This window comes from Proteiniphilum sp. UBA1028, assembly GCF_002316955.1.
In the GTDB taxonomy this organism is placed as follows: domain Bacteria; phylum Bacteroidota; class Bacteroidia; order Bacteroidales; family Dysgonomonadaceae; genus Proteiniphilum.
Map to the genome: position 1 here is coordinate 1 of NZ_DCEN01000012.1, position 22,731 is coordinate 22,731.

General features: G+C 51.5%; 18 protein-coding genes and 2 tRNA genes. 8 read left to right on the forward strand and 12 right to left on the reverse strand.

Going from position 1 to position 22,731, the window contains the following annotated elements:
- Positions 1–131: 131 nt before the first annotated feature.
- From B3Z75_RS01385 to B3Z75_RS01400, 4 genes are all read right to left on the reverse strand, one after another.
- Positions 132–218: transfer RNA gene (locus B3Z75_RS01385), tRNA-Leu, on the reverse strand.
- Between the two features lie 6 nt (positions 219–224).
- A tRNA-Leu gene (locus B3Z75_RS01390) sits at positions 225–308 on the reverse strand.
- Between the two features lie 388 nt (positions 309–696).
- A complete protein-coding gene (locus tag B3Z75_RS01395) occupies positions 697–2,697 on the reverse strand; it encodes a PspC domain-containing protein (protein ID WP_294066985.1) in 2,001 nt (666 codons plus the stop codon).
- Positions 2,698–2,743: 46 nt separating this feature from the next.
- Positions 2,744–3,076, reverse strand: coding sequence for a PadR family transcriptional regulator (locus B3Z75_RS01400; protein WP_294066987.1), 333 nt, complete (start codon positions 3,074–3,076; stop codon positions 2,744–2,746).
- Between the two features lie 243 nt (positions 3,077–3,319).
- Between B3Z75_RS01400 and coaBC the strand changes: the two genes are divergently transcribed.
- Both coaBC and B3Z75_RS01410 read left to right on the forward strand, forming a co-directional pair.
- Complete coding sequence (coaBC, locus tag B3Z75_RS01405) at positions 3,320–4,537, forward strand: bifunctional phosphopantothenoylcysteine decarboxylase/phosphopantothenate--cysteine ligase CoaBC (protein ID WP_294066989.1); 1,218 nt, start codon at positions 3,320–3,322, stop codon at positions 4,535–4,537.
- 30 nt (positions 4,538–4,567) lie between these two features.
- Positions 4,568–6,271, forward strand: a complete 1,704-nt coding sequence (locus B3Z75_RS01410; protein ID WP_294066991.1) for a M23 family metallopeptidase — start codon at positions 4,568–4,570, stop codon at positions 6,269–6,271.
- On the opposite strand, the gene pncB is transcribed toward B3Z75_RS01410, so the two are convergent.
- The 8 genes from pncB to B3Z75_RS01450 all read right to left on the reverse strand — a co-directional run bounded on the left by pncB (position 6,268) and on the right by B3Z75_RS01450 (position 16,090).
- Positions 6,268–7,440, reverse strand: coding sequence for a nicotinate phosphoribosyltransferase (pncB, locus tag B3Z75_RS01415; protein WP_294067120.1), 1,173 nt, complete (start codon positions 7,438–7,440; stop codon positions 6,268–6,270). The genes B3Z75_RS01410 and pncB overlap by 4 nt on opposite strands.
- A 231-nt stretch (positions 7,441–7,671) precedes the next feature.
- Entirely contained in the window at positions 7,672–7,965 is a 294-nt protein-coding gene (locus tag B3Z75_RS01420) for a PG0541 family transporter-associated protein (protein WP_294066992.1), read from the reverse strand.
- Positions 7,966–7,989: 24 nt separating this feature from the next.
- Positions 7,990–11,127, reverse strand: a complete 3,138-nt coding sequence (locus B3Z75_RS01425) for an efflux RND transporter permease subunit (RefSeq protein WP_294066994.1) — start codon at positions 11,125–11,127, stop codon at positions 7,990–7,992.
- A gap of 21 nt (positions 11,128–11,148) precedes the next feature.
- Positions 11,149–12,171, reverse strand: coding sequence for an efflux RND transporter periplasmic adaptor subunit (locus B3Z75_RS01430; RefSeq protein WP_294066995.1), 1,023 nt, complete (start codon positions 12,169–12,171; stop codon positions 11,149–11,151).
- 104 nt (positions 12,172–12,275) lie between these two features.
- Positions 12,276–13,727 (reverse strand): TolC family protein, encoded by a 1,452-nt coding sequence (locus B3Z75_RS01435; RefSeq protein WP_294066996.1) that lies wholly within the window; start codon positions 13,725–13,727, stop codon positions 12,276–12,278.
- A gap of 16 nt (positions 13,728–13,743) precedes the next feature.
- Positions 13,744–14,361, reverse strand: a complete 618-nt coding sequence (locus tag B3Z75_RS01440) for a TetR/AcrR family transcriptional regulator (RefSeq protein WP_294066997.1) — start codon at positions 14,359–14,361, stop codon at positions 13,744–13,746.
- Positions 14,362–14,462: 101 nt separating this feature from the next.
- Positions 14,463–15,296, reverse strand: a complete 834-nt coding sequence (locus B3Z75_RS01445) for a LytR/AlgR family response regulator transcription factor (RefSeq protein ID WP_294066999.1) — start codon at positions 15,294–15,296, stop codon at positions 14,463–14,465.
- 38 nt (positions 15,297–15,334) lie between these two features.
- Positions 15,335–16,090: a LiaI-LiaF-like domain-containing protein gene (locus B3Z75_RS01450; protein ID WP_294067001.1), complete on the reverse strand. Its 756-nt coding sequence runs from the start codon at positions 16,088–16,090 to the stop codon at positions 15,335–15,337.
- Positions 16,091–16,277: 187 nt separating this feature from the next.
- Here B3Z75_RS01450 and B3Z75_RS01455 point away from each other — a divergent pair, with 187 nt between their 5' ends.
- The 6 genes from B3Z75_RS01455 (at position 16,278) to B3Z75_RS01480 (ending at position 22,698) form a co-directional block, all read left to right on the forward strand.
- Positions 16,278–16,712 carry a hypothetical protein gene (locus tag B3Z75_RS01455; protein WP_294067003.1) on the forward strand — a complete coding sequence of 145 codons (435 nt, stop codon included), beginning with the start codon at positions 16,278–16,280 and terminating at the stop codon, positions 16,710–16,712.
- Positions 16,713–17,402, forward strand: coding sequence for a DUF2461 domain-containing protein (locus tag B3Z75_RS01460; RefSeq protein ID WP_294067005.1), 690 nt, complete (start codon positions 16,713–16,715; stop codon positions 17,400–17,402).
- Positions 17,403–17,473: 71 nt separating this feature from the next.
- Positions 17,474–19,777 carry an NADP-dependent malic enzyme gene (locus tag B3Z75_RS01465; RefSeq protein WP_294067007.1) on the forward strand — a complete coding sequence of 768 codons (2,304 nt, stop codon included), beginning with the start codon at positions 17,474–17,476 and terminating at the stop codon, positions 19,775–19,777.
- A 72-nt stretch (positions 19,778–19,849) separates the two neighbouring features.
- On the forward strand, positions 19,850–21,202 hold the full coding sequence (locus B3Z75_RS01470) for a TrpB-like pyridoxal phosphate-dependent enzyme (RefSeq protein ID WP_294067009.1): 1,353 nt from the start codon (positions 19,850–19,852) through the stop codon (positions 21,200–21,202).
- Between the two features lie 374 nt (positions 21,203–21,576).
- Positions 21,577–22,134: a chromate transporter gene (locus B3Z75_RS01475; RefSeq protein ID WP_294067011.1), complete on the forward strand. Its 558-nt coding sequence runs from the start codon at positions 21,577–21,579 to the stop codon at positions 22,132–22,134.
- Complete coding sequence (locus tag B3Z75_RS01480) at positions 22,135–22,698, forward strand: chromate transporter (protein ID WP_294067013.1); 564 nt, start codon at positions 22,135–22,137, stop codon at positions 22,696–22,698.
- The last annotated feature ends 33 nt before the right edge of the window (positions 22,699–22,731 follow it).

Consider the following 22,731-nt stretch of genomic DNA (forward strand, 5'->3'; position numbering starts at 1 on the left):
TTCCATGCTCTCTTTATCTTTGATTAAAAGCGAAAACGGACCTTTTCCGGGCATGAAGCTACCATCTCAGAAAATGAATTGTCAGTTGTTTTGGGAATTATTCGAAGGAAGAAGGTTAGATCATAACAAAATGGTGCGCAGGATGAGACTCGAACTCACACGCCGTAACCGGCACTACCCCCTCAAAGTAGCGTGTATACCAATTTCACCACCTGCGCGAAAGGTGCCCGGAACAGGACTCGAACCTGCACGTTGTAACCAACACTAGTCCCTGAAACTAGCGCGTCTACCAATTTCGCCATCCGGGCATTACATGTATCTCGTAGTTTACGGGGCCTCTGCCCGCATTTCAAATAAAAGAAAAGCCAACGCACCTCATCTTATTTGCGGATGCAAAGATACACGTTTTTTTTAACAGACACCAATATTTTTGTTTTTATTTTCTACTGAACCGTTTTAATTTTTATTCCGGGGCGATTTTCGCGGAGGTATGGACTGAATCTCCGGGAGAACACCCCGAATCCGGGTTGGGTGTGAACCGGGAACCATTGACCGAAAAAAGGGCCATCCACTACGGACAGCCCCCCTGATTCACAATGAAAGTTATTAGTTCAAGTTTCGCATGTTTATATTGAGATACAACTAAGGATGAGACCTATATACAAAACTTGAATTATCAGAATTTACGAAAAGATCTTAAAGCGAGTCGTAGGTGACGACGGTGCCTTTCTGATTGTCGGCCGTTTCCGGTTCACCCGGGTAATGGGTGCGGGAGTAGCTTCTGATCCGCTTCCGCACCACTGTGGGCGGTTCGTTGTTTTTATACTCGTCAAGCGCATCGCTAATCTCCACGGTTTTTCCTGCCGGAACAGAAATCTCCACCGTGATGCTCTGATCCCGGAATCCCTGTGTGACAGGCACTGCCAGGAACTCGGGCAACAGCAGGAGCGAGTCTTGCTGCTCAAGGGCATACGTGAACTCTGCAATATGGGCTTTGGCGGAGCGGAGATCCTTTCCTTTCAATGCAGCGATGGTTCTCACATGAAACAGCGAGTCGGTACTCTTCTTTATGTAGAGGTGAATATTTTTGAACAGCAGCGAATCTTCGTTGACCGTGGAATAGGGCAAATCATCAATTTCGGTACCCCAACCATGTCCCAGTTTAAATTCTGCATAATCGTCCGGGTAGGGCAGCATATCAACATAGAGCCTGTCGGACTGAACCGGCGAAAGAGCAATCACGGTCTCTTTGGAGCTCTCGGTAGCGTACTTTTCGGCCACGTTCTTGGTCAGTATGCCGGCCAACGTAAGGCCTGCAAACCAAAGGACAAAAGAGATGACACCAATTACCGGGCGCGATCTGGCTTTCATTACCCGCCGGATGATCCAGACAATGATGGAGATAACGGGAACCAGTACAATCAACGACAACGAAGTGATCAGCAGGTTGGTTTCGTATCCCGGATCAATGAACAGGTCTTTCAACGTCATGAACTGTGTTCCGGCAAACAAGAATCCGATGAATACACCCACAAGGACCAGGGCCAGGAACCCGACAAAAGTGAAAAAGATGATCTTGACAAAGAGAATGAGTGTATTCAGACAGCCGGACCGTTGAGGGGGAGCGGCAGGGGTATCCTTCCATCTGTTCATCGGGGTAACAGGCGGCTGCGGGGGCATCTCCTGCATGGACGTACCGGCTTCACCGGGGGTTGCTTCCGGCTCCACATTCATCGCCATTCCATGAGAGGTGCTTTCTGCCATTCGGACCGTTGCTCCGGCAGTCGTTCTGTCGACCGGTTTTTCAGCCTCGGTACGACTCCTGGAGCCGGACACGTTGTCGCTTACTTTTTCGCGGATGGTGCGGATATACTCCTCTTCTCCCATCATCTCCAGCTTCTGCTTCACCGTTTTGGCCTCAGGGATGATGATCCACAGCACAATATAAGCCAAGACAATGCTCATGTTCACGTTCCAGTTTAAATGAATGTCGTCGAAAAAATGATTCAACGGGAAAAACGACATGATCCCGATAAGATTGAACATCAGTGGAATAAGAAATAGTATGCGGGGAATCCAGCTGTCAATTCTGAAATAGGCAGCTATGCCGCCGCAAACCCCACCAATGAACCGGTCGTTCGGGTTGCGGTAGAGCCGCTTGGCTACGTTCGTTTCCAGCGGTTTCGCTTTCAGCACGATCCACAACACGATATAAACCCAGAACAGCACACCAAACAACAATACAAAGATAATGCGCATCCACACCGGGTCGGTTTTGAAGTAGTGGGCCAGCCCGCTGCATACCCCCCCGATGATTTGATCGTTCGCATTCCGGTAGAGCGAGCGACGTTCTTCGGGGTTTCCGGGAGGTGTCCCGGTATTTCCGGGGGAGGAGGTGGAGCGACGGGCCTGCCGCTCTTCGTGCTCTTCGTAGTCCGTATCAAAATCTTTCGGGCTGCCGATGCTGGAGATGATGGCCTCCACATCTTCGTCGGTAATGCAGCTGATGCCATGCTTCAGCCGGTTTCCGAACAACTCCGCAATGCGGCATTCAATGTCGTTGACAATCTCATCCCCACCTTCTTCCTGCGAGAAATAGCTTTGAAGGCTTTCGATATACCGGTTTAATATCTCATAAGCCGTCTCTTCGATGGCGATGACCTGCCCCTGGAAATTAATGTTGATTACTTTCTTCATGCGATTCGTATGTTTTTTTGACAATGAGAGTTTGTTACGATGATGATTACTGATCTTGACGCGTTACAACGGACACACCGGTAGCGAGTTCCTGCCAGGTGGCCTCCAGCAGTGTGTAAAACTTAGCGCCCTTCTCGGTAAGCCGGAAATATTTGCGAGGAGGACCCGACGAGCTCTCTACCCATTGATAGGTGAGTATTTCGGCATTCTTGAGGCGGTTTAGCAAAGGATACAGCGTACCCTCAAGCAATTGCAACCCGGCACTCTTCATCTCGTCAATGATGTCGCCCGGGTAGGCTTCGCCCCGCTTGATAATGGAAAGGATGCAGTATTCCAGCACACCCTTGCGCATTTGACTCTGCGTATTCTCAATATTCATGTTTTCTCTTTTATGGACATTCAACACTACAAAATTACACTAAACAAAGTATTATGCAATACATAGTACCATCGAATTTCAAACATTTAAATTTATTTAACCGTTTCGCTTCGTTTTGCAATGCATAAACGTTGCTTTTGTCTGCAAGGAGGAGTCAATATTTGCGGATGCATCTCTACTTTGTGGGGCCGCCCGGGTGTAAACAGCGAAAAAAAGTTTATATTTGCGGATAATTCATCGGATATGTCGCTACAAGGGAAACATATAGTTTTGGGCATTACCGGCAGCATCGCCGCTTACAAGTCGGCCATTCTCACCCGGTTGCTCATAAAAAAGGGAGCGGACGTGCAGATTGTGATCACGCCCGCCGGCAGGGAATTTATCACGCCGGTCACGCTGTCTGCCCTATCGGGGCGGCCGGTGATCAGTGAGTTTTTTGCTACCGGCGACGGCACCTGGCACAGCCATGTGGATCTGGGGCTGTGGGCCGACCTGATGGTTGTGGCACCGGCAACGGCTTCAACAATTGGCAAGATGGCGCACGGCATTGCCGACAACATGTTGATCACCACCTACCTCTCCATGAAGGCGCCGGTCTTTGTAGCGCCTGCGATGGATCTGGACATGTTCCGGCACGTCACCACCAGCAGGAACCTTGAGTTGCTGAAGCAGGATGGCGTACAGGTCATTGAGCCGACGGAAGGTGAGCTGGCCAGTCACCTCGAAGGCAAAGGACGCATGGAAGAGCCGGAGCAGATAGTAGCCATCCTCGAAGCTTTTTTTTCGGCGCAGCGGGAGCTGGCTAAAAAAAAAATCCTGATCACCGCGGGCCCCACCTATGAGCGGATTGACCCGGTGCGTTTTATCGGCAACTTTTCGTCCGGAAAGATGGGCTTCGCCCTGGCCGAGGAGTGTGCCGCGCGGGGCGCCTCTGTTTTGCTGATCTCCGGCCCCACCTCACTCACGGCTCATCATCCGAATATCCGGAGGATAGATGTGGAGTCGGCACAGCAGATGCACGACGCTGCCGTGAGCGCCTTTCCGGAGATGGATGCGGCCATCCTGTCGGCTGCCGTGGCCGATTACCGTCCCCTTCAAACCAGGCCGGAGAAGATGAAACGCGACGGACAGGAACAAATCTCCCTCACGCTGACTTCCAACCCCGATATTGCGGCCTCGCTGGGAACAATGAAACAGCCGGGACAAACGATGATCGGCTTCGCGCTGGAGACCCACGACGAAGAGGCCAATGCGCTCAAAAAAATGGAAAAGAAGAATTTCGATTTCATTGTGCTCAACTCCTTGCAGGACCAGGGGGCGGGCTTCGGACACGACACGAACAAGGTGACCATACTCGCGCGCGACGGTGAAAAACGATCGTTCGGATTAAAAACTAAAAAGGAGGTTGCGAAAGATATCGTCGACATAGCTTTCGAAACACTCTCTAACAAAACCGGATAACCGGTTTTGTTATGAACCAAACCAGTAACAATGAAACCAGGCAACTCAATCATATTCCTGTTTACCCTTTTATTCACAGCAACAACCGTACTGACCGGGTATTCCCAGCAATACAGCAATCCTTTACCCATCTCTCCTGCTCTCAGCGCCAACTTCGGTGAACTCAGAAGCAACCACTTTCATTCGGGGATCGACTTTAAAACACAACAGGCTGTCAACAAGCCTGTCTTAGCCATTGAAGATGGCTACGTGTCGCGTATCAGTGTCTCCCCCGGCGGATACGGGCTGGCTCTTTATGTTGATCATCCTGCCACAGGGCACACCAGCGTGTATGCACACCTCAACAGCTTTGCCGGAAAGATTGCCGATTACGTACTCGAAAAGCAGTATGAGCAGGAGAGTTATTCGGTGAATCTTCATCTGGAAAAAAATACTTTCCCGGTCAAAAGAGGCGAACAGATTGCGTTGAGCGGAAATACCGGGAGCTCCGGTGGCCCGCACCTTCATTTCGAATTGCGCGATACAGACTCGGAGGAGCCGCTGGATGCCCTGGCATTCCTGCCGCCTGTAACCGACACGCAGAAACCGGACTTGCGGGGAATCGCCGTTTACCCCCTGCAGGGAAAAGGAGTGGTGAACGGCAGCAGCAGCCCGCTCCGGATGACGATCGGGAAAGATAAATCGGGGAATCCCCTGAGCCCCGGAAAAGCCGTCAGCGCATGGGGACGCATCGGCGTGGGCGTGAAAGCATACGACCGGATGGACGGTCAATCCAACATATACGGGGTGAAGCATGTACGCCTGTTTGTGGACGACGAACCGGTTTTCAGCAGCACCACGGACCGGTTTTCGTTTACGCAAACCCGCATGCTGAATGCGCACATCGACTTCGACGACTGGCGGGAACGGCGTTCTTTTTATATGAAATCGTTTGTGGAACCGGGAAACAAACTGCCCTTTTACCGGGCAAAGGACAGGGGGTACATCGACATTAACGAGGAAAGAGAGTACCGGCTCCGCTATGAGCTGGAGGATTTTCACGGCAACCGCCTCAACTACGCATTTACCGTGAAGGGGCAACCTCAACCTGTACCCGAACAGCCTCAATGCGGGCATTACATGTCGTGGAATTTCGACAATGCCTATATGGATCTTGGCTTTTCGCTTTCTATTCCCCGTGGCAACCTGTATGACGATCTATGTTACCGGCACGACACAACGAAAAGCGGGGTTTATTATTCGGATGTGCACCGGGTGCACCACCGTTTCGTCCCCCTCCACAACAGGGCCGAAATATGGCTCGGGATGCATACCGACACGCTGCAACAGCGGCGTCAGTATGGCATCGTAAAAATCAACGACAATGGCTCGGAGAGCTGGATAGGCGGGACATACAAACAAGGGGGCATCACGGCGGCCATCCGCGAACTGGGAGACCGATATGCGGTCTCGGCCGACACCCTCCCGCCGGCAATCACTCCCCTGGAACCGGCCGGATGGGTTTCCCAAAAAAGAATACGGATAAGGCTCGGGGACGACAAAAGCGGTATTGCCTCGTTCAGGGGAGAGATAAACGGGAAATATGTTCTTTTCACCCACGACGCCAAATCGTCGGTCTACACCTATCGATTCGACGATACCAGGCTCACAAAAGGGGAACAACAGGTCCTGGTGTTCAGGGCAACAGATGGAGCGGGCAACAGCAGCGAGTACCGATACTCGTTCCGGTATTAAAGCCCCAGCGTCTCTTTCACCAGGGCAATCTCCCGCTCGCTGCCGGTATGCTTTCCTTCCACATCCGACAGCTTCACGCACTCCTGCCACGGCTCTTTTGCCGTCATTTTGCACCGGAACAGCTTCATCACAATGTTCATTGGTTTGACGCTGTTTCCCACATCGTTGGTCAGGTTGGTGCCAATTCCGAAGGTGGCCCCGATACGGTCGCCACAATGCTCTTTTATCTGAATGGCTTTCTCTACGTTCAGGCTGTCGGAAAAGACCAGGTATTTGAGGGTGGGATTCACCCGCAGCTCCTCGTATCGTTTGATGACCTTGTCCGTAAAGACAAACGGGTCGCCGCTGTCGTGCCGCAGGCTGGTAAAGAGTGCGGCGTGCTTCTTGCTGAAATTGCGCAGAAACACGTCGGTGGTATAGGTGTCGGTCAGCACGGTGCCCAGGTCGCCATCGAATACGTTGATCCAATCTTCCATCGACATATAGTTGGCCATCTTGTAGCCGTAGATGGACCCGTGAAACTGCACCCACTCGTGCGGATGGGTTCCGGAGATATTGAGGTTGTGCTTAAAAGCCATATAGACATTGCTGGTACCATACAGGCTCTCGCCAGCGTGTGCTTTCAGCAGCTCTGTCACCCTGTCCTCCACATCGAGGCTGAACCGCCGCCTCATCCCGAAAAGAGAGAAGGTGATCTGTTTTTCCTTCATCCTCCTCGCTTTCCCGATGGCGGCTTTTTCCAGATATTCCCGGTCGGGGTGCTGCCCGGTTACGCGGAAGAAGAGCTCGGATACGGTGGCGAGGATGGGCGTCTCCCAGAGGGTTACCCGGTAAAGCAATCCGCTGGCCCTGATGCGAAGCTTACGCCCCTCCATGCGAACATCCACTTCGGCAGGATCAAACCGGAAGCCTTTCAGAAAATCGATATAGATGGGTGGCAGGTAGGGCATCTGCCTCCGTACAAAAGCTTCCTCCTCTCCTGTCATCGCCAGCGCGGACATCTTCTCCAGCTCATGCCGCAGCAGCAGGTCGAACCCCTCCGGGTAGTCTCCGTTGTTTCTGTCCACAAACTCAAACTCCCCGTAAGCACGCGGGAAGAGCTTGGAGTATGCATAGCTGGTGGTAAATTTATACAGGTCTGTATCGAGGATGCTGCTGATGATTCCCATTTGCGCTCGTTCAATTAATTGGTTAGAACGATAAAACGTTTTACCGTTCGTTTCGTTCACCATTTTACCAACCAACCATTTTTTAGAGATGAAATCGAAATAGTTAGCCTGATTTTGAGAACGTAATCGAAATAGTTAGCCTATATTTTGGATTAACCATAAAATCCGGTTAACAAAGAGAGAGGGGCGTCACTTTTCAGCAACGCCCCCCAAAAAATATTCATAATAGAATCAGATCATATCTTCCACATTCCACACGAAGGCACGCAACCCAAGGTTGGTAGACTCGTCGTCCTGTTCTTTCAGATACTTCAGCAACACAGGCACCTTTTCATCCTCCACGATGGTGAGGATGGCATTGTTCACCGAAGGCCACGCATGGGATCCATAGTGAGGATACCCATCTTTGCTCCCTTTTCCGAAAACCTCTTTCCAGGAAGTAAATCCACGTATGTTCATTGAGCTCAGGTCGTCCACAATCTTTTCGTAGTGTGCCTGGTCTAAAATAATCATTACTGCTTTCATCGAATCATTTCGTTTTAATGGTTGTTACTTTCCCGTCGACTTTACCACCAGCACTTCGCGGTGCCTGCGACGTTTGCGGCGTAGACCGTATCCGGCCATCATGGAGTAGAGTGCCGGAATAAGGATCAGGGTGATGACGGTGGAGAAGGTCATACCGCCAATAATGGAAATACCGAGCGATTGCCACATCTCGGAGCCCTGCCCCGTTCCGATGGCCAGCGGGATCATCCCCAGGATGGTGGTGAGTGTGGTCATCAATACTGGGCGAAGCCTCGATCGTCCCCCGTGAGTAACGGCGGTGATGATGGACATACCCCGCTCGCGGTTCAGGTTGATGTAGTCGATGAGCACGATGGCGTTCTTCACCACCATTCCCACAAGCATGATCATCCCCACAAATCCCATAATACCGAGCGGCTCCCCGGTGATGGAAAGCATCAGGATGGAACCGGTAAAGGCAAACGGTACCGTAAGAATAATCATAAAAGGATAGGTAAGCGATTCAAACTGCGACGCCAGCACAATATACACCAGCAGCGAAACAATCAACAGCAGCAGCGTCAGATCGGAAAAAGCTTCCTGCTGATCTTCCAGTGTACCGCTCATCTCTACCTGCACACCCGCAGGTGGATCTATTTCCGTTAAAAGAACATTCACGTCCGACACGATGTCGCTCAACGCACGCTTATAGATGGCTCCGGAAACCGTTACAACACGCTCCCGGTCCTGACGGTCGATCTGGGGCAGCGTAGAGGTCTCCACCACCTTGCCCAGATCGCGCACACGTACCCCCACTCCCATGGGATTGTAGACAAGTATGTTTTCGATATCGTCGATCGACTGCCGGTATTGTTCTTCGAAGCGGACACGGATATTGTACTCCTCCCCCTCCTCGCGGAAACGGGACATTGTGAGCCCGTTAATGCGGTTTCGGACAGCATTGGCAGCAGTCGCCATATTCAACCCGTTCAACGCAAGCTTCTCCCGGTCGAACTGGATCTGGTACTCCAACCGGTAATCTTTTCTCGAAACAGTGATGTCCCTGAGTCCTTTTACCTTTTCCAGTTTGGTGCGCAACTCTGCTGCTATCTCGTCGGTCGCCGCAAGGTCGTAGCCAAAGACATTCACGGCAATATTACTACCCCCGGTCATGCCCATGTCGCCGCCGCCCGGCATCACCTGAAAACGATACAGCTCGGGCAGGGAAGCCAGGTCGTCACGAATCTCGTCCGAGATATCGTAGATATTTTTCTTCCTGTTCTTTGCTTCGGTCAGCCTCATGGTATAGGAGATGATGTTTGAAGCATTGTCCTGCATTGCTGCCCACGCGTTGTCCTCGTCCGCGGCCCCCACGGTGAAAGAGATGATCTCGATTTCGGGATATTTCTCCTTCATCCGCTCTGCAATCCGGTGTCCTGTTTCACGGGCGACCTCCATGCGGGTTCCGGTGGGCATCTCCACCGTCATGGCGATGGTGTTGTTGTCGGACGCCGGCATGAATTCGGTCTTTAACGTAACGGCGCTGATCACCATACTCACCACAAAGATAAGGATGATCACAAACAGGGTTGCCCTTCGTCTTCTGGCCACGCGATGGACCAGCCTGCTGTAGCCATGATCAAGCTTGTTCAGAAGCGGAAGAATACGCTTGTTGTACCACCGGTCGAAACGGGATAATTTTTTATCTTTATTCCCTCTCATCATCTTTGCACTCATCATCGGCGTCAATGTAAGCGCGATGATCAGCGAGAGCGAGATGATGATGGACACCATCCATCCCAGCTGCTTGAACATCACCCCGGCAAAACCACCTACCATGGTCATCGGCAGGAATACGGCAATGATGGTCAGCGTGGAGGCAATCACAGAAAGAGACACCTCTTCCGTCCCATACACAGCAGCCTGCTTCGGGCGGCTTCCGCGCTGTATATGGGTGGTAATATTCTCCAGCACCACAATGGCATCGTCGACCACCATGCCGATGGTGATGGAGAGCGCCGAGAGGGAGATGATGTTGATGGAGTTGCCGGTGAGGTAGAGGTAGATGAACGACCCGATCAGGGAGATCGGAATGGTCACCATGATGATCACCGTAGCACGCCAGCGGCCAAGGAAGAAGAGCACCACCACTCCCACAATGAACAACGCCAGCAGGATGGTTTCGAGCAAGCTGTTGATGGACACCTTGATGTAATCCGACGTGTCCATCACGGTCTCTATCTTGATGTCGGGAGGCAGGTTCTTCTGGAGCTCGGGCAGTCGTGCCCTCACAGCATCCGCAATGGCTACGGTGTTGGCGCCGGACTGTTTTTGTACGACAAGGCTGGCGCTTCGCTGCCCGTTGGTATAATTTTCCTGCACGCGTGTCTCCACCGTATCTTTCACGGTGGCCACATCGCGCAGGTAAATGGTCCTCCCCTGGTTGTTACCCACAACAATGTTGTTGAGGTCGCTGCTGTTTTTGAATTCTCCTTCCAGACGCAGCATATAGGTCTGTGTGCCGATGTCAAAATTGCCCGCGGGCACATTCACATTTTCGGAGGCAATCACCTGGGCTATCTGCTCTAGGGAGATATGATAGGCCTCCAGCTTATCGGGCACTACGTTTACCTGAATCTCCCTCTGCGGGGCTCCGGCCACCGAGACCGTACCCACACCGGTAATGCGGTTGAGAGGATTGGCCACCTGCTCGTCGAGGATCTTATACAATGCCCCGGCACTCTCTTCTGCCGTGGCGGAGAGGATGACCACCGGGATCATGTCGGAGCTGAACTTCAGGATCAGCGGATCTTCGGTGCCATCCGGCAGGAAGCCCGATATCATGCCCACCTTGTCGCGTACGTCGTTCATCACGGCATCCATGTCGGTCCCGAAGTCGAACTCCAGCATGATCATCGACATTCCGTCGCGCGACTGGGAGGTGATCTCCTTCAGCTTTTCGGTGGTATTGAGCACATCTTCCAGGGGACGGGTCACGTTGGCTTCCACATCCTCGGCTCCTGCACCTGCATAAGATGTCATCACCGACACAATATTCAGGTCGATGTTCGGATAGAGATCGATGGGAAGCTGTCTGTAAAACAAGATTCCGATCAAAACCACCCCGATAAATATCAATGAGGTTCCTACGGGATTCTTTACCGCGGATTCATATATCTTCATAAAGTATTGTTTTAATATTTGTTATTCCACCACTTCCACTGCGGTGCCGTCCACCAGGCCGCTCTGGCCTTGTATGATCACCCTGTCGCCGGCATTGAGTCCGGAGACAATCTCGTATTTGTCGTCCAGACGAACACCCAGCTCGACCAGGGTATAGATTGCTTTGCCCTCTTTTTCCACAAAGACATAACGGTCGTTGGAACCTACCTGCTTCAGCACTGCCATGTCGCTCAGCAGAGGACGGTCGTTGGTACCGAAATTCATTTTTACACGGGCAAACATTCCCGGCCGCAGACGCTGGTCGCCATTGGGCAGGGTTATTTCCACAGGAAATGTGTGGGATGCAGGATCGAGCGTAGGATAAATGAGGGAGACCTTGCCTGCAAAAGTTTCGGCTCCCAGGGCATCTGCCTGTACTTCTACCGGCATGCCTTTTACCACCCGGCTATAGTACGACTCCGACACATTCACCTTCACCTTCACGGGGTTCATGGTTTCGATGGTGAGGATGGGCAGTTGCCCGGCCACATCGCCCGGATCGTAGTTGCGTGCCGTCACCACACCGTTGACGGGACTGGTGAGGGTGGTGTTCTCGCCCAGGTTGCCGAGGGCCGACTCAGCCACATCGAGCTGCGTCTTGGCCTGATCGAGTTGTTGCCTGGAGATTCCCCCTACTTCGTACAGTTCCTTATAGCGCTCGTAGTCACGCCTCAGCGTAGCCACCTGTGTCTCCTGCTGGGAGAAGGTGGCCGCATCCATGGCAACAACGGGCTGACCCTGGCGTACGCTGGACCCTACCTCAACATAAATTTTGCGAATACGCCCCCCCATGGCAGGAGCTATGTTGTTGACCTTGTCGGCTTCCACGGTGGCGGTAAAGGTAGAAACCTGATCGACCGGCACCACACGCACTGCTTCCACACGCACCTTCGGCTTCTGAGATGCGTCGTCGGCCGACCCGGAAGATTGATCTTTGTTACCGCAGGAGACGAGGAGTGCCGCTGCAAGTAAAGGAGTAATTCTCAATAAACTGTATCGTCTCATATGATTATTTGTATAAATTGTTTTCATTGGGTTTGTCAGTCTGTTTCCATCAGCACTGTTCTCTGTCAATTCTTATATCTTTTATTTTGTGGCTTGAACCTGAATCAATCCATTTGCACCGGCGCAATATCGTAACCCAGTATCTTCTCCAGATCGGCTTTTGCTGCCAGGTAGTCGTAAATGGCATTCCGGTATTGCAGCTCGGCATTCAGCACAGCCAGCGCCGCCGAATTTACATCTACAATGGTACCCATGCCGGTCTCGTACCGCTTCAGCGTAATCTCATGCCCCTTGCGGGCCTGCTGTATCGACGACTGGGTGGCCACCACCTGCTCAATGTTTTTGCTGATCAGGTCGTAGTTGTTCCTGATCGACAGCTTCAGCCCGCGCTCCACATCTTTGCGCTGCTCGCGCAGCTGGTAAAGCTGCACCTCCGACTGCTTCAGGTTGTGGTAACGCTGTCCACCGTTGAAGATAGGGATCTGCAGTGTCACCCCCAGCATCGAATAGGGATCCCAGCGATAGTTGCTGAACCGGAAGTCGTTGTTCTGGCTCATGTATGTCCAGTTGAAGCTGGAAACCAGCGTCGGGGAAAACTGAAGCTTCTGCATCTCATACGCATTCTTTGCCTGTTCCGCCTGCAAATCGAACTGCTTGATATCGCTGTTACCGATAAGGGATGTGTCGGCAGGAATGATCGCGTTGAACATGGTGGCTTCGTAGTCGTCGAGGGCACCCACCACCTTGAGCGGAACCTCCCCGTCGACACCCATCAGCATTTTTAGCTGCAGCTCGGCAATCTTCATCATGTTCTCCGACTGCAGGATATTGGGAATCAACCCTTTCAGCCGAACGTCGGCCGTGATCACATCATACTCGGCCACCACCCCCTGATTGAAACGGTTGCGGATATTTTCGAGATTGATGGAGTCGGCTTCGTAGGTCTTCCTCAATACCGAGTAGCTGTCTTGCGCCAGCAACAGGCTGAAGTAGGCCTTCTTCACCTGGTTCACCAGGCTGATCCGTGACGAACGGGCCTGCTCCATGGCAAGGCGGATATCGACTTCGCTCATCTGGATGTTTTTCCACAACGAAGGCATCACGATGGGCAGGCTTACATTGAGTCCCGTAGACCATACATTGAAACGCCCCATCTGGATCCCTTCACCCGACTTCTCCGGATCGGGCATCATGAGCTTATTCAGCACCTGCAGGATCTGAAGTTCCTCCTGGGTATAGTCGGAAGGATCAACACTGCCCCCTCCCAGGCCAAAGCCTTCGTCAAAGTAGACTGTCTGCCGTTTAATGGCGCGCTGGTATTGGCCAATGATGTCGAGCTGCGGCAACAGGGCACCGTAAGCCGACTTTTTTGCGTACTGTTTCTTCGTGATCTCCATATCGGCCACTTTCACCGTGGGGTTCTCGCTCAGGGCTATTTCCAGCGCCGTGGGCAAGTCGACCCGCAAACTGTCCGGCTGTTGCGCACCTGCCATAAAAAGCAGCCCTTGAGCAAGCAGCATGGCTATGATGGTGATTGTTTTTGGATTCTTTGTCATTGTATGCATAATTGTATTAATTGCTTTTTTCTAATTTTTGTTTTGAAAGATAGTTGTCGATGATTTCTATGCCCTTCCCGGTGGAGATACCCCGCACGAAGTTGATCATCATGGTGTAAAACAGGTCGGAAAAAGAGAAGGGAGGTTTTTCGAGGTAGGATGCCCTGATGTACACATTGGTACTTTCTTCCACCAAAAAGGCAGCCACGTTCACGTTCAGGTCCTCCCGGATGTATCCCTGGTCTATTCCCTTTTGCAGAAAGCCTCGCAGGAAAACATTGTTCCTCTCCACATTCTCTTGCATAAAGCGGGTTACTTTGGGGTAATACTTGTAGATATCCTGATAAAAACGCACATCGCACACGGGCATGGTCTTCTGTAGTTCAATAACCTTGATAAAGACCTCCATGACATTGTAATCCTTTTTCAGAAACGTCTGGAATACAGCGTCCCTTTCGTCTCTGAGCTTCAGGATCAACGACAACAAAATATCTTCCTTGTCTTTGAAGTTCTCGTAAATTGTTCTTTTGGAAATACCCAGGGCAGAGGCAAGCTCATCCATCGATACATTTTTTATACCCACCTGGAAAAACAGGTCCCCGGCCTTTTCAATGATTCTTTGTTTTATATCCATTCACGCGCTTTTGAAAGGCACAAAGGTAATGCTGAAAACTCAAAAACTCAAATCAGTTTTCCGGGTCTTAACATACTTTACAGGAACACTTTCCCGCCAACTCACAGGCTCAGTACCGACCGCAGCGCTTTATACCCGGAAACACTGGTCCTGACTTTGTCTCCGTTCCTTAGCGTAAGCATCTGGCTTTGCTTTTCATAAAGCTCTACCCGGAGAATTTTCTCCACATTTACAATATAGGAGCGGTGCACCCTCACAAATTGCGACCGGGGCAAACTGGCTTCGAAGTATTTCATCGTTTCCTCTTTCAGGTACTTGTTGTGTTCGGTCACGATTTGCACATAATCGCCGTCCGACTGTATATAGATAATGTCCGGAACATGGATCACGTGGATTTTCTGTCCGGTCTTCACCGCCACGCGCTCCAGCACCTCCGCATCAGTGTCTTCCTTCGTGGCGACGGGCGTCGCAGCATCGTCCCAGGCGGGCTCACCGGCTACCTCTGCCTCTTCTGCCCTGTTTCTGACATCCGAATGAATGGCCTGCACGACGATCACATACAAGAGCGACCCGATGAATGCACTCACGGGAAACAGAATCCGGAGGAGAGGAAGATGGTCTTTCCCGAACACCGTATAGGAAGAGAGAAACCCCGCCATCATCCACAGGATCACAAAAAGGAGACCGATGGCAGCGTAGTTGACGACACGCTGGGCAGTATTGAGCTTCACGTAGTTGGAAGAAGGGATGATGATCATTAACAGCATGGCGGCACCCGCCAGGATAACTGCATCGACAGCGCTCTTCAGCAAAAGCAAACCGAACGGAACCGGAACAAGAGGATGAAATGCCAGTGCCTGCATCAACGCGTAAAAAACGACCAGCATGATCGCGGGAAACAGCCTCAACGGTATGTACGACAACGTAAATTTCATTCTTGCTTCTGAGTTGGATTGCCTTTTTCAATCACTTACTACCGGACCTCACATCCTCCGAAGGTAAGATTTCCCTGAAGAATCAGTTTCCGCGAATAATCGGGTTGCGACACAAGCCGTTTATCTTCCACTCCCCCCAGCACGGTATGAAACCGGGGTTCAATCAGCCAGTCACCGGGTATATACAACTCCACTCCTCCAAAGGTGGCGTCGATATCGAGATACGTTTCTCCTTCCGGGAGGGTGGTTTTCCTCAGGTCAAGCACCACACCGCCAAAGGTGGCGTTGATGAACCCACCGTGAAAAACAGGATCCAGGAAGATACTCTCGGAACCGCCAAACAAGACATTCTTTTCAATCCTGCCGCTCTCATTCCCGATTGAGTCGGATGCAGACTGGCGGTGTCGTGCCCCTCCCGTATTTCTGCCGGCACCGATCCTGAAAATCATGATAAGACCCAACAGGATCAGCAATACAGGCCAGTAGTTCCGGGTAAAGCCGGTATCAATACCGTCGATGAATCCGGGGTAGGCCGCAGAGATGCGGGGAATCAGGAAGAAAGCACCGGCAATAAACCAAATCACCGCAAAAGAATAATCTCGTTTGCAGACACTGATGATTGACAGCACAATAAAAATCATCGGCCACGAAAAAAGAATGGGTTTCAGCGCCGCATCGATCCACCCGAAATTAAAAGAAAGAAAAAGGAACCCTGCAACAATAAGGAGCAATCCGAAAAAAATCCCTTTCGACTTGGGAGATTGATGAAATGTTGTACACGAATTTTTTTCCATAAAATTACAATTTAGAATTCGTGCAAAGGTAACGCAAAGCTAAAGCTGCGGAGAACAGAAAATCGATGAACAGATCTGTTTTACCCGACGAATGAACTATTTTCTCCTTTAAAAGAATCCAAATTTTTCTCTCTACCGAAAAATATTTACCTTTGAATTGTAAAAGTATCAAAAAAGTACAAAACAGATGAAGAGACACACAATTATTTTACATTTCCTTGCCTGCTCGGCGATGCTTCTATTGTTCGTGAACTGCACGGGAGGCAACAATAGCAACCCCATGAGCGTGGACGAACTGATGACCAATGCTGAAACACTGGTCGACAAAACCGTGATCGTGGAGGGCCTTTGCACACACGTCTGTTCCAAAAGCGGCATGAAGCTTTTCCTGCAAGGTGCAGACGAAACAAAAATAGTGCGTGCCGAGTCGGGAGCGACGCTGGGAAAATTTGACCCCGCCAGTACAGACAAAAAGGTGCGTATACGCGGGAAGCTGGTGGAAGAGCAACCCACCGAAAACAACCCGGTCGCCCACGGTGAAGATGGGGAAGCTTGCGAAACGGAAGAGGCCGCACACAAATCCTATCATATTGCCGCAGAATCTTATCAGATCATTGATTGAATGGAGCCGGGCGGAGAATTCAGAGGCTTCACTCCCGAAACCATTGTGTTTCTGAAGGAATTGAAGGAAAACAACTACCGCGAATGGTTCAACGAGCGCAAGCATGTGTATCAAGAGTCATTGCTGCAGCCCTTCCTGTCGTTGGCAGTCATGCTGACTCCTGCCATGCACAACATTGATCCGCAGTTCGAACTGCGTCCCTCAAAAATGGTGTCGAGGATCTATCGCGACATACGCTTTTCCCCCAACAAAGATCCCTACAAATCCTCCATGTGGCTCAACTTTCAGCAGACAACCACACACTGGGAGAACTTTCCCGGTTACTTCGCAGAGCTAAGTGCCGAACATTTCATGATGGGAATGGGGTTGTTCATGCCGAAGCGAAGAGTTATGGATTATTTCCGGGAAGAGGTAGACTACAGCCGCGATTCATTCAAGGAAATGGCAGAAAAGGCGCTCAACGCGGGGTATGAAGTAGCCGGCGATACATACAAGCGCCCCCTCCCCAACAGCTTACCCAAATTCTATCAACCCTGGTTGCAACGGAAGAGTGTTTACGTGATCAAAACAATTCCGCTGACCGACGAACGCCTGTACAGTGAAGCCATTGCACTGCAGCTGATGGATGATTTTTCACAACTGGCCGATCTTTATCACTTTATGAAGGAAATCGTAAAGGAAGCACAATAAAATTATAATCTGTCGCATTTATTTTATAATTTTGTGCAGATTCTTATTAATACTGCACAATTAAAATCAAAATGGCAAATAACAAACTACGTGACGACGCACTTGCCTATCATGCGCAGGGGCGTCCCGGAAAAATTGAAGTCGTACCTACCAAGCCTTATAATTCCCAGCGTGACCTCTCTCTCGCCTACTCACCGGGGGTGGCATCACCCTGCCTGGAAATTGAAAAAAATCCGCAGGATGCGTACAACTACACGTCGAAAGGCAACTTGGTGGCGGTAATTTCCAACGGCACCGCCGTATTAGGGCTGGGCGATATCGGGCCTCTGGCCGGCAAACCGGTCATGGAAGGCAAAGGACTGCTATTCAAAATTTTTGCCGGCATCGATGTATTCGACATCGAAGTAGACGAAAAAGATCCGGAGAAGTTCATCCAGGTGGTGAAAGCAATCTCTCCCACTTTCGGTGGCATCAATCTGGAAGACATCAAGGCACCGCAGTGTTTCGAGATCGAAGAGCGGCTGAAGAGCGAACTCGATATTCCCATCATGCACGACGACCAGCATGGTACGGCAATCATCTCGGCCTGTGGCCTCCTCAACGCGCTGGATCTGACCGGCAAGAAGATTGAGGATGTCCGCATTGTGGTAAATGGTGCCGGCGCCGCTGCCAACTCCTGCACAAAGCTATACATGGCGCTGGGGGCAAAGCTGGAAAATATCGTGATGGTCGATTCGAAAGGAGTGATCAACACGGCAAGGACCGACCTGAACGACCGCAAAAAGCCCTTTGCCACCAGCAGAAACATCACCACGCTGGAAGAAGCAGTGAAGGATGCCGATGTGTTCCTGGGACTTTCCGTTGCCGACGTGCTCACTCCGGAGATGTTGCAGTCCATGAACCACGATCCCATTGTTTTTGCACTGGCAAATCCGAATCCCGAAATAGCCTATGATCTGGCCATGGCGTCGCGGGAGGACATCATCTTCGCAACCGGCCGGTCCGACTATCCTAACCAGATCAACAACGTGCTGGGTTTTCCCTATATTTTTCGCGGTGCTTTGGATGTGCAGGCTACCTGCATCAACGAAGAGATGAAAATAGCCACTGTCTATGCGTTGGCTGAACTGACAAAGAAGGCGGTTCCCGATGTGGTGAACGCGGCCTACAGTGTAAAGAAGCTTCGTTTTGGCAAAGAATACATCATTCCCAAGCCCCTCGATCCGCGTCTGCTCACCACGGTAGCTCCCGCAGTAGCAAAAGCCGCCATGGCTTCGGGTGTGGCACGCAGGCCAATTACCGACTGGGAGGAATATGATCATAAATTGCGCGACCTGATGGGACTCGACAACAAGATGATCCGCCGGCTCTATGAGATGGCCCGCCAGAATCCCAAGCGGGTGGTCTTCTCGGAAACCAACCATCTGAGCATGCTCAAAGCTGCCGAGACAGCTTATGCAGAAGGGATCTGTCATCCTATTCTGTTGGGCAACGAGGAGAAGATTGCCAACGTGGCACGCGAGAACCAGATCAGCCTGGAAGGAATGGAGATTGTGAACCTGCGTCACGACCGCGAGGAGGAGCGTCGCATACGCTATGCAAAGCTGCTTACAGAAAAGAGAAACCGGCAGGGAATGACGTTTGAGGAAGCCTCCGAAAAGATGTTCGAACGCAACTATTTCGGTATGATGATGGTGGAAACCGGCGAGGCCGACGCCATGATCACCGGTGTCTTCAGCAAGTATGCCGATACCATCGCCATCGCCAAAGAAGTGATCGGCATCCGCGACGGCCTGAATCATATCGGCGCCATGCACATCGTCAACACCAAAAAGGGAATGCTCTTCCTCGCCGACACGCTTTTCAACCGCCACCCCGACACCGAAGCACTGATCGATATCGCACGCCTGGCAAACTCCACCGTAAAATTCTTCAACTACGATCCGGTCATTGCCATGCTCTCCTACTCGAACTTCGGAGCCGACAAGGAAGGAAGCCCGGCCAGCGTGCATAAGGTGGTGGAGACGCTGCACGAACGCTATCCCGACATGGTGGTCGACGGGGAAATGCAGGTCAATTATGCGTTGAACAAAGAGTTACGCAACCATAAATATCCATTTACCCGACTGGGCAATAAGGAGGTGAACACGCTGGTGTTCCCCAACCTCAGCTCGGCCAATGCCTCCTACAAGCTGCTGAAAGAAACCGGCTTGAACGACATCATTGGCCCCATTCAAATGGGACTGAACAAGCCGGTGCACATCCTCGACGTGGATACTCCCGTGCGCGACATCGTAAACATGGTGGCCGTGGCGGTGATCGATGCCATCGTGGAAGAAAACATCCGATTGAACAACCTGTCAAGGATTGTCTGATCGCAACGGAGAGCAGTCGCCAGCCGGCTGGCATGCAAACCGAAGTAAATAGTGAACGAAACATTATACACAATGGAAAAAAGAAAAAAATTCATGCTTTCGGAAGCCGATATTCCCACGAAGTGGTACAATATCACGGCAGAGATGAAAAATAAACCACAGCCTATGCTGAACCCCGAAACGAAAGAACCGTTGAAGGCAGAGGACCTTTTCCCTTTGTTCGCCACGGAGCTATCGCGCCAGGAGGTGAATCAGACGGACCCGTGGATCGAGATCCCCGAAGCAGTGAGAGAGAAATACAAGATCTACAGGCCCACCCCCCTGGTACGTGCTACCGAACTGGAGAAAGCACTCGACACGCCGGCACACATCTACTTCAAGAACGAAAGCGTGAGCCCCGTCGGCTCGCACAAGCTCAACTCGGCGCTGCCGCAGGCCTACTACAACAAGGTGGACGGAATGACCAACATCACCACCGAAACCGGCGCAGGGCAATGGGGTACCGCACTGGCCTTTGCGGCAAAAACATTCGGGCTCGAACTTGCTGTCTACATGGTGAAGATCAGCTACGAACAAAAGCCTTACCGCCGCTCGCTCATGCAGACCTGGGGAGCCCAGGTGATCGCATCACCCAGCATGTCCACCAAGGCGGGCCGCAAGATCATCACCGATCACCCCAATTACCAGGGGAGCCTGGGTACGGCCATCTCGGAAGCCATTGAGCTGGCCATGCAGACACCCAACTGCAAGTACACACTCGGGAGCGTGCTCAATCATGTTTCCCTGCACCAGACCATCATTGGGCTGGAAGCGGAAAAACAGATGGAGATGGCGGGCGAGTATCCCGACGTGGTGATTGGATGTTTTGGCGGAGGATCCAACTTCTCGGGCATCACCTTCCCTTTTCTGCGTCACAACCTGCAGGGAGAAAGGCAGACCCGCTTTGTGGCAGCCGAACCGGCATCGTGTCCCAAGCTCACCCGCGGGAAGTTCCGGTACGACTTTGGCGATGAAACCGGCTATACTCCCCTGATTCCAATGTATACGCTGGGGCATAAATTCACACCGGCCAACATCCACGCAGGCGGGCTTCGTTATCACGGCGCCGGAAGCATTGTGAGCCAGCTGCTCATGGACGGCCTCGTGGAAGCGACTGCCATCAGGCAGCTGGAGACCTTTGAAGCGGGCGTTCTCTTTGCACAAACCGAGGGCATTGTGCCGGCTCCGGAATCGACTCACGCCATCGCGGCCGCCATCAAAGAGGCCAAACTGGCAAAGGAGGAAGGGAAAAAGAGGGTGATCCTCTTCAATCTCTCCGGACATGGGCTGATTGACATGAGTGCCTACGACCAGTATCTTGCCGGAGACCTGACAAATCACGAGGTAACCGACGAGGAAATATGCAAAGGGTTGGAGGATAACTAATTCCGAATGAGGCAATACCCGTGAGCCGGGAAAGTGTAGAATAATTTCACAAAATCTCGAAAATATTTGGAAATTTCATCTTTCCACACTATCTTTGGCTATATAAAATGAGTGAGTTATTGCCGCATTGGTCGATTGGGAAACTCATCAATTACATTTTGTAGACCGAGACACGTTTTTGATATCAATGGCGGGCCGCAGCCTTCGGGATTCGTCTTTGCACGAACAGCGGATTACAAAGATATCGGGACACTCAAATCCTGTCATACGGAGTTTCGTCTTATTCCACCGATGCGGCTCCTTATACAAAGCAGATTTGCAATAGTTTATATCGACTTTGCAATCTGCTTTTCACTTTTTGCCACACAGCCACAATGAGCGTAGGAAAACAATATTGGGAATTATTTCTGGTATTTTTTAAAATAGGAGCCTTCACCTTTGGTGGAGGTTACGCCATGATACCGCTGATTCGCAACGAAGTGGTGAAGAAGAAACTGTGGCTCGACGACGACGAGTTCATGGATATGCTGGCCATAGCCCAGTCCATGCCCGGCCCCATCGCTTTGAACACGGCTCTCTTTGTGGGAAACAAGCGACTGGGCTTTAAGGGAAGCCTCTTCTCGGGTGCCGGCGTCATCCTGCCCTCTTTTATTATCATCCTCCTCATCGCCATGGTCTTCACCCAGTTTAAAGAGAATCCGATTGTTGAGCGCATCTTCAAGGGGATTCGCCCCGCAGTGGTAGCGCTTATTGCGGCGCCTTTGCTGGGTCTCGGAAAATCAGCCGGCGTCGGGCTAAAAAACAGTTGGATCCCGCTGGTGGTGGCACTCTCGGTATGGCTGCTGAAGATATCTCCCGTCTATATTGTGCTCGCCGCCATCCTGCTGGGCACGGGCCACTATTTTTTTGTGAAACAAACGATGAGGAAATAAATGGAACTGAGCGAACTGTATCTTGCACTTTTTTTCTCATTCTTTAAAATCGGCCTCTTCGGTTTTGGGGGTGGATATGCCATGCTACCGCTCATACAGCGGGAGGTGGTTGATTTGCATGGATGGATTTCGGTGAGCGACTTTACCGACATTGTGGCTATCTCTCAGACTACGCCCGGACCTATCGCCTTTAACTCCGCCACCTATATCGGCTATACTGCTGTCACGGAAATGGGATTCTCCCAAGGGTACGGCATACTGGGTTCCGCTGTGTGCACCCTCGCCGTGAGCCTGCCCTCCCTGGTTATCATGACAATTGTGTGTGCATTTTTCTTCCGCCTTAAGCGTAACCCCTGGATGCAGGCATCGCTTTCGGCACTGAAACCGGCAATTATCGGTCTGATTGCTTCTGCCGCACTGATGCTGATGAACGGGAATAATTTCGTCGACTACAAAAGCTGGATTATCTTCGGCGCAGTGATGGTGGCATCGCTCAAAAAGACAGATCCCATTTTGCTGATTGTGCTTTCGGGTGTTGCCGGCCTCTTCCTCTACCCTTCGTGACAAAGTTGTCGCTCAACCCCATCGGCAGGGGAC

Excerpts from the sequence above, each read along its gene's own strand:
- B3Z75_RS01395 (WP_294066985.1), bottom strand. The coding sequence starts at position 2,697 with ATGAAGAAAGTAATCAACATTAATTTCCAGGGGCAGGTCATCGCCATC.
- B3Z75_RS01400 (WP_294066987.1), bottom strand. The coding sequence starts at position 3,076 with ATGAATATTGAGAATACGCAGAGTCAAATGCGCAAGGGTGTGCTGGAA.
- coaBC (WP_294066989.1), top strand. The coding sequence starts at position 3,320 with ATGTCGCTACAAGGGAAACATATAGTTTTGGGCATTACCGGCAGCATC.
- B3Z75_RS01410 (WP_294066991.1), top strand. The coding sequence starts at position 4,568 with ATGAAACCAGGCAACTCAATCATATTCCTGTTTACCCTTTTATTCACA.
- pncB (WP_294067120.1), bottom strand. The coding sequence starts at position 7,440 with ATGGGAATCATCAGCAGCATCCTCGATACAGACCTGTATAAATTTACC.
- B3Z75_RS01420 (WP_294066992.1), bottom strand. The coding sequence starts at position 7,965 with ATGAAAGCAGTAATGATTATTTTAGACCAGGCACACTACGAAAAGATT.
- B3Z75_RS01425 (WP_294066994.1), bottom strand. The coding sequence starts at position 11,127 with ATGAAGATATATGAATCCGCGGTAAAGAATCCCGTAGGAACCTCATTG.
- B3Z75_RS01430 (WP_294066995.1), bottom strand. The coding sequence starts at position 12,171 with ATGAGACGATACAGTTTATTGAGAATTACTCCTTTACTTGCAGCGGCA.
- B3Z75_RS01435 (WP_294066996.1), bottom strand. The coding sequence starts at position 13,727 with ATGACAAAGAATCCAAAAACAATCACCATCATAGCCATGCTGCTTGCT.
- B3Z75_RS01440 (WP_294066997.1), bottom strand. The coding sequence starts at position 14,361 with ATGGATATAAAACAAAGAATCATTGAAAAGGCCGGGGACCTGTTTTTC.
- B3Z75_RS01445 (WP_294066999.1), bottom strand. The coding sequence starts at position 15,296 with ATGAAATTTACGTTGTCGTACATACCGTTGAGGCTGTTTCCCGCGATC.
- B3Z75_RS01450 (WP_294067001.1), bottom strand. The coding sequence starts at position 16,090 with ATGGAAAAAAATTCGTGTACAACATTTCATCAATCTCCCAAGTCGAAA.
- B3Z75_RS01455 (WP_294067003.1), top strand. The coding sequence starts at position 16,278 with ATGAAGAGACACACAATTATTTTACATTTCCTTGCCTGCTCGGCGATG.
- B3Z75_RS01460 (WP_294067005.1), top strand. The coding sequence starts at position 16,713 with ATGGAGCCGGGCGGAGAATTCAGAGGCTTCACTCCCGAAACCATTGTG.
- B3Z75_RS01465 (WP_294067007.1), top strand. The coding sequence starts at position 17,474 with ATGGCAAATAACAAACTACGTGACGACGCACTTGCCTATCATGCGCAG.
- B3Z75_RS01470 (WP_294067009.1), top strand. The coding sequence starts at position 19,850 with ATGGAAAAAAGAAAAAAATTCATGCTTTCGGAAGCCGATATTCCCACG.
- B3Z75_RS01475 (WP_294067011.1), top strand. The coding sequence starts at position 21,577 with ATGAGCGTAGGAAAACAATATTGGGAATTATTTCTGGTATTTTTTAAA.
- B3Z75_RS01480 (WP_294067013.1), top strand. The coding sequence starts at position 22,135 with ATGGAACTGAGCGAACTGTATCTTGCACTTTTTTTCTCATTCTTTAAA.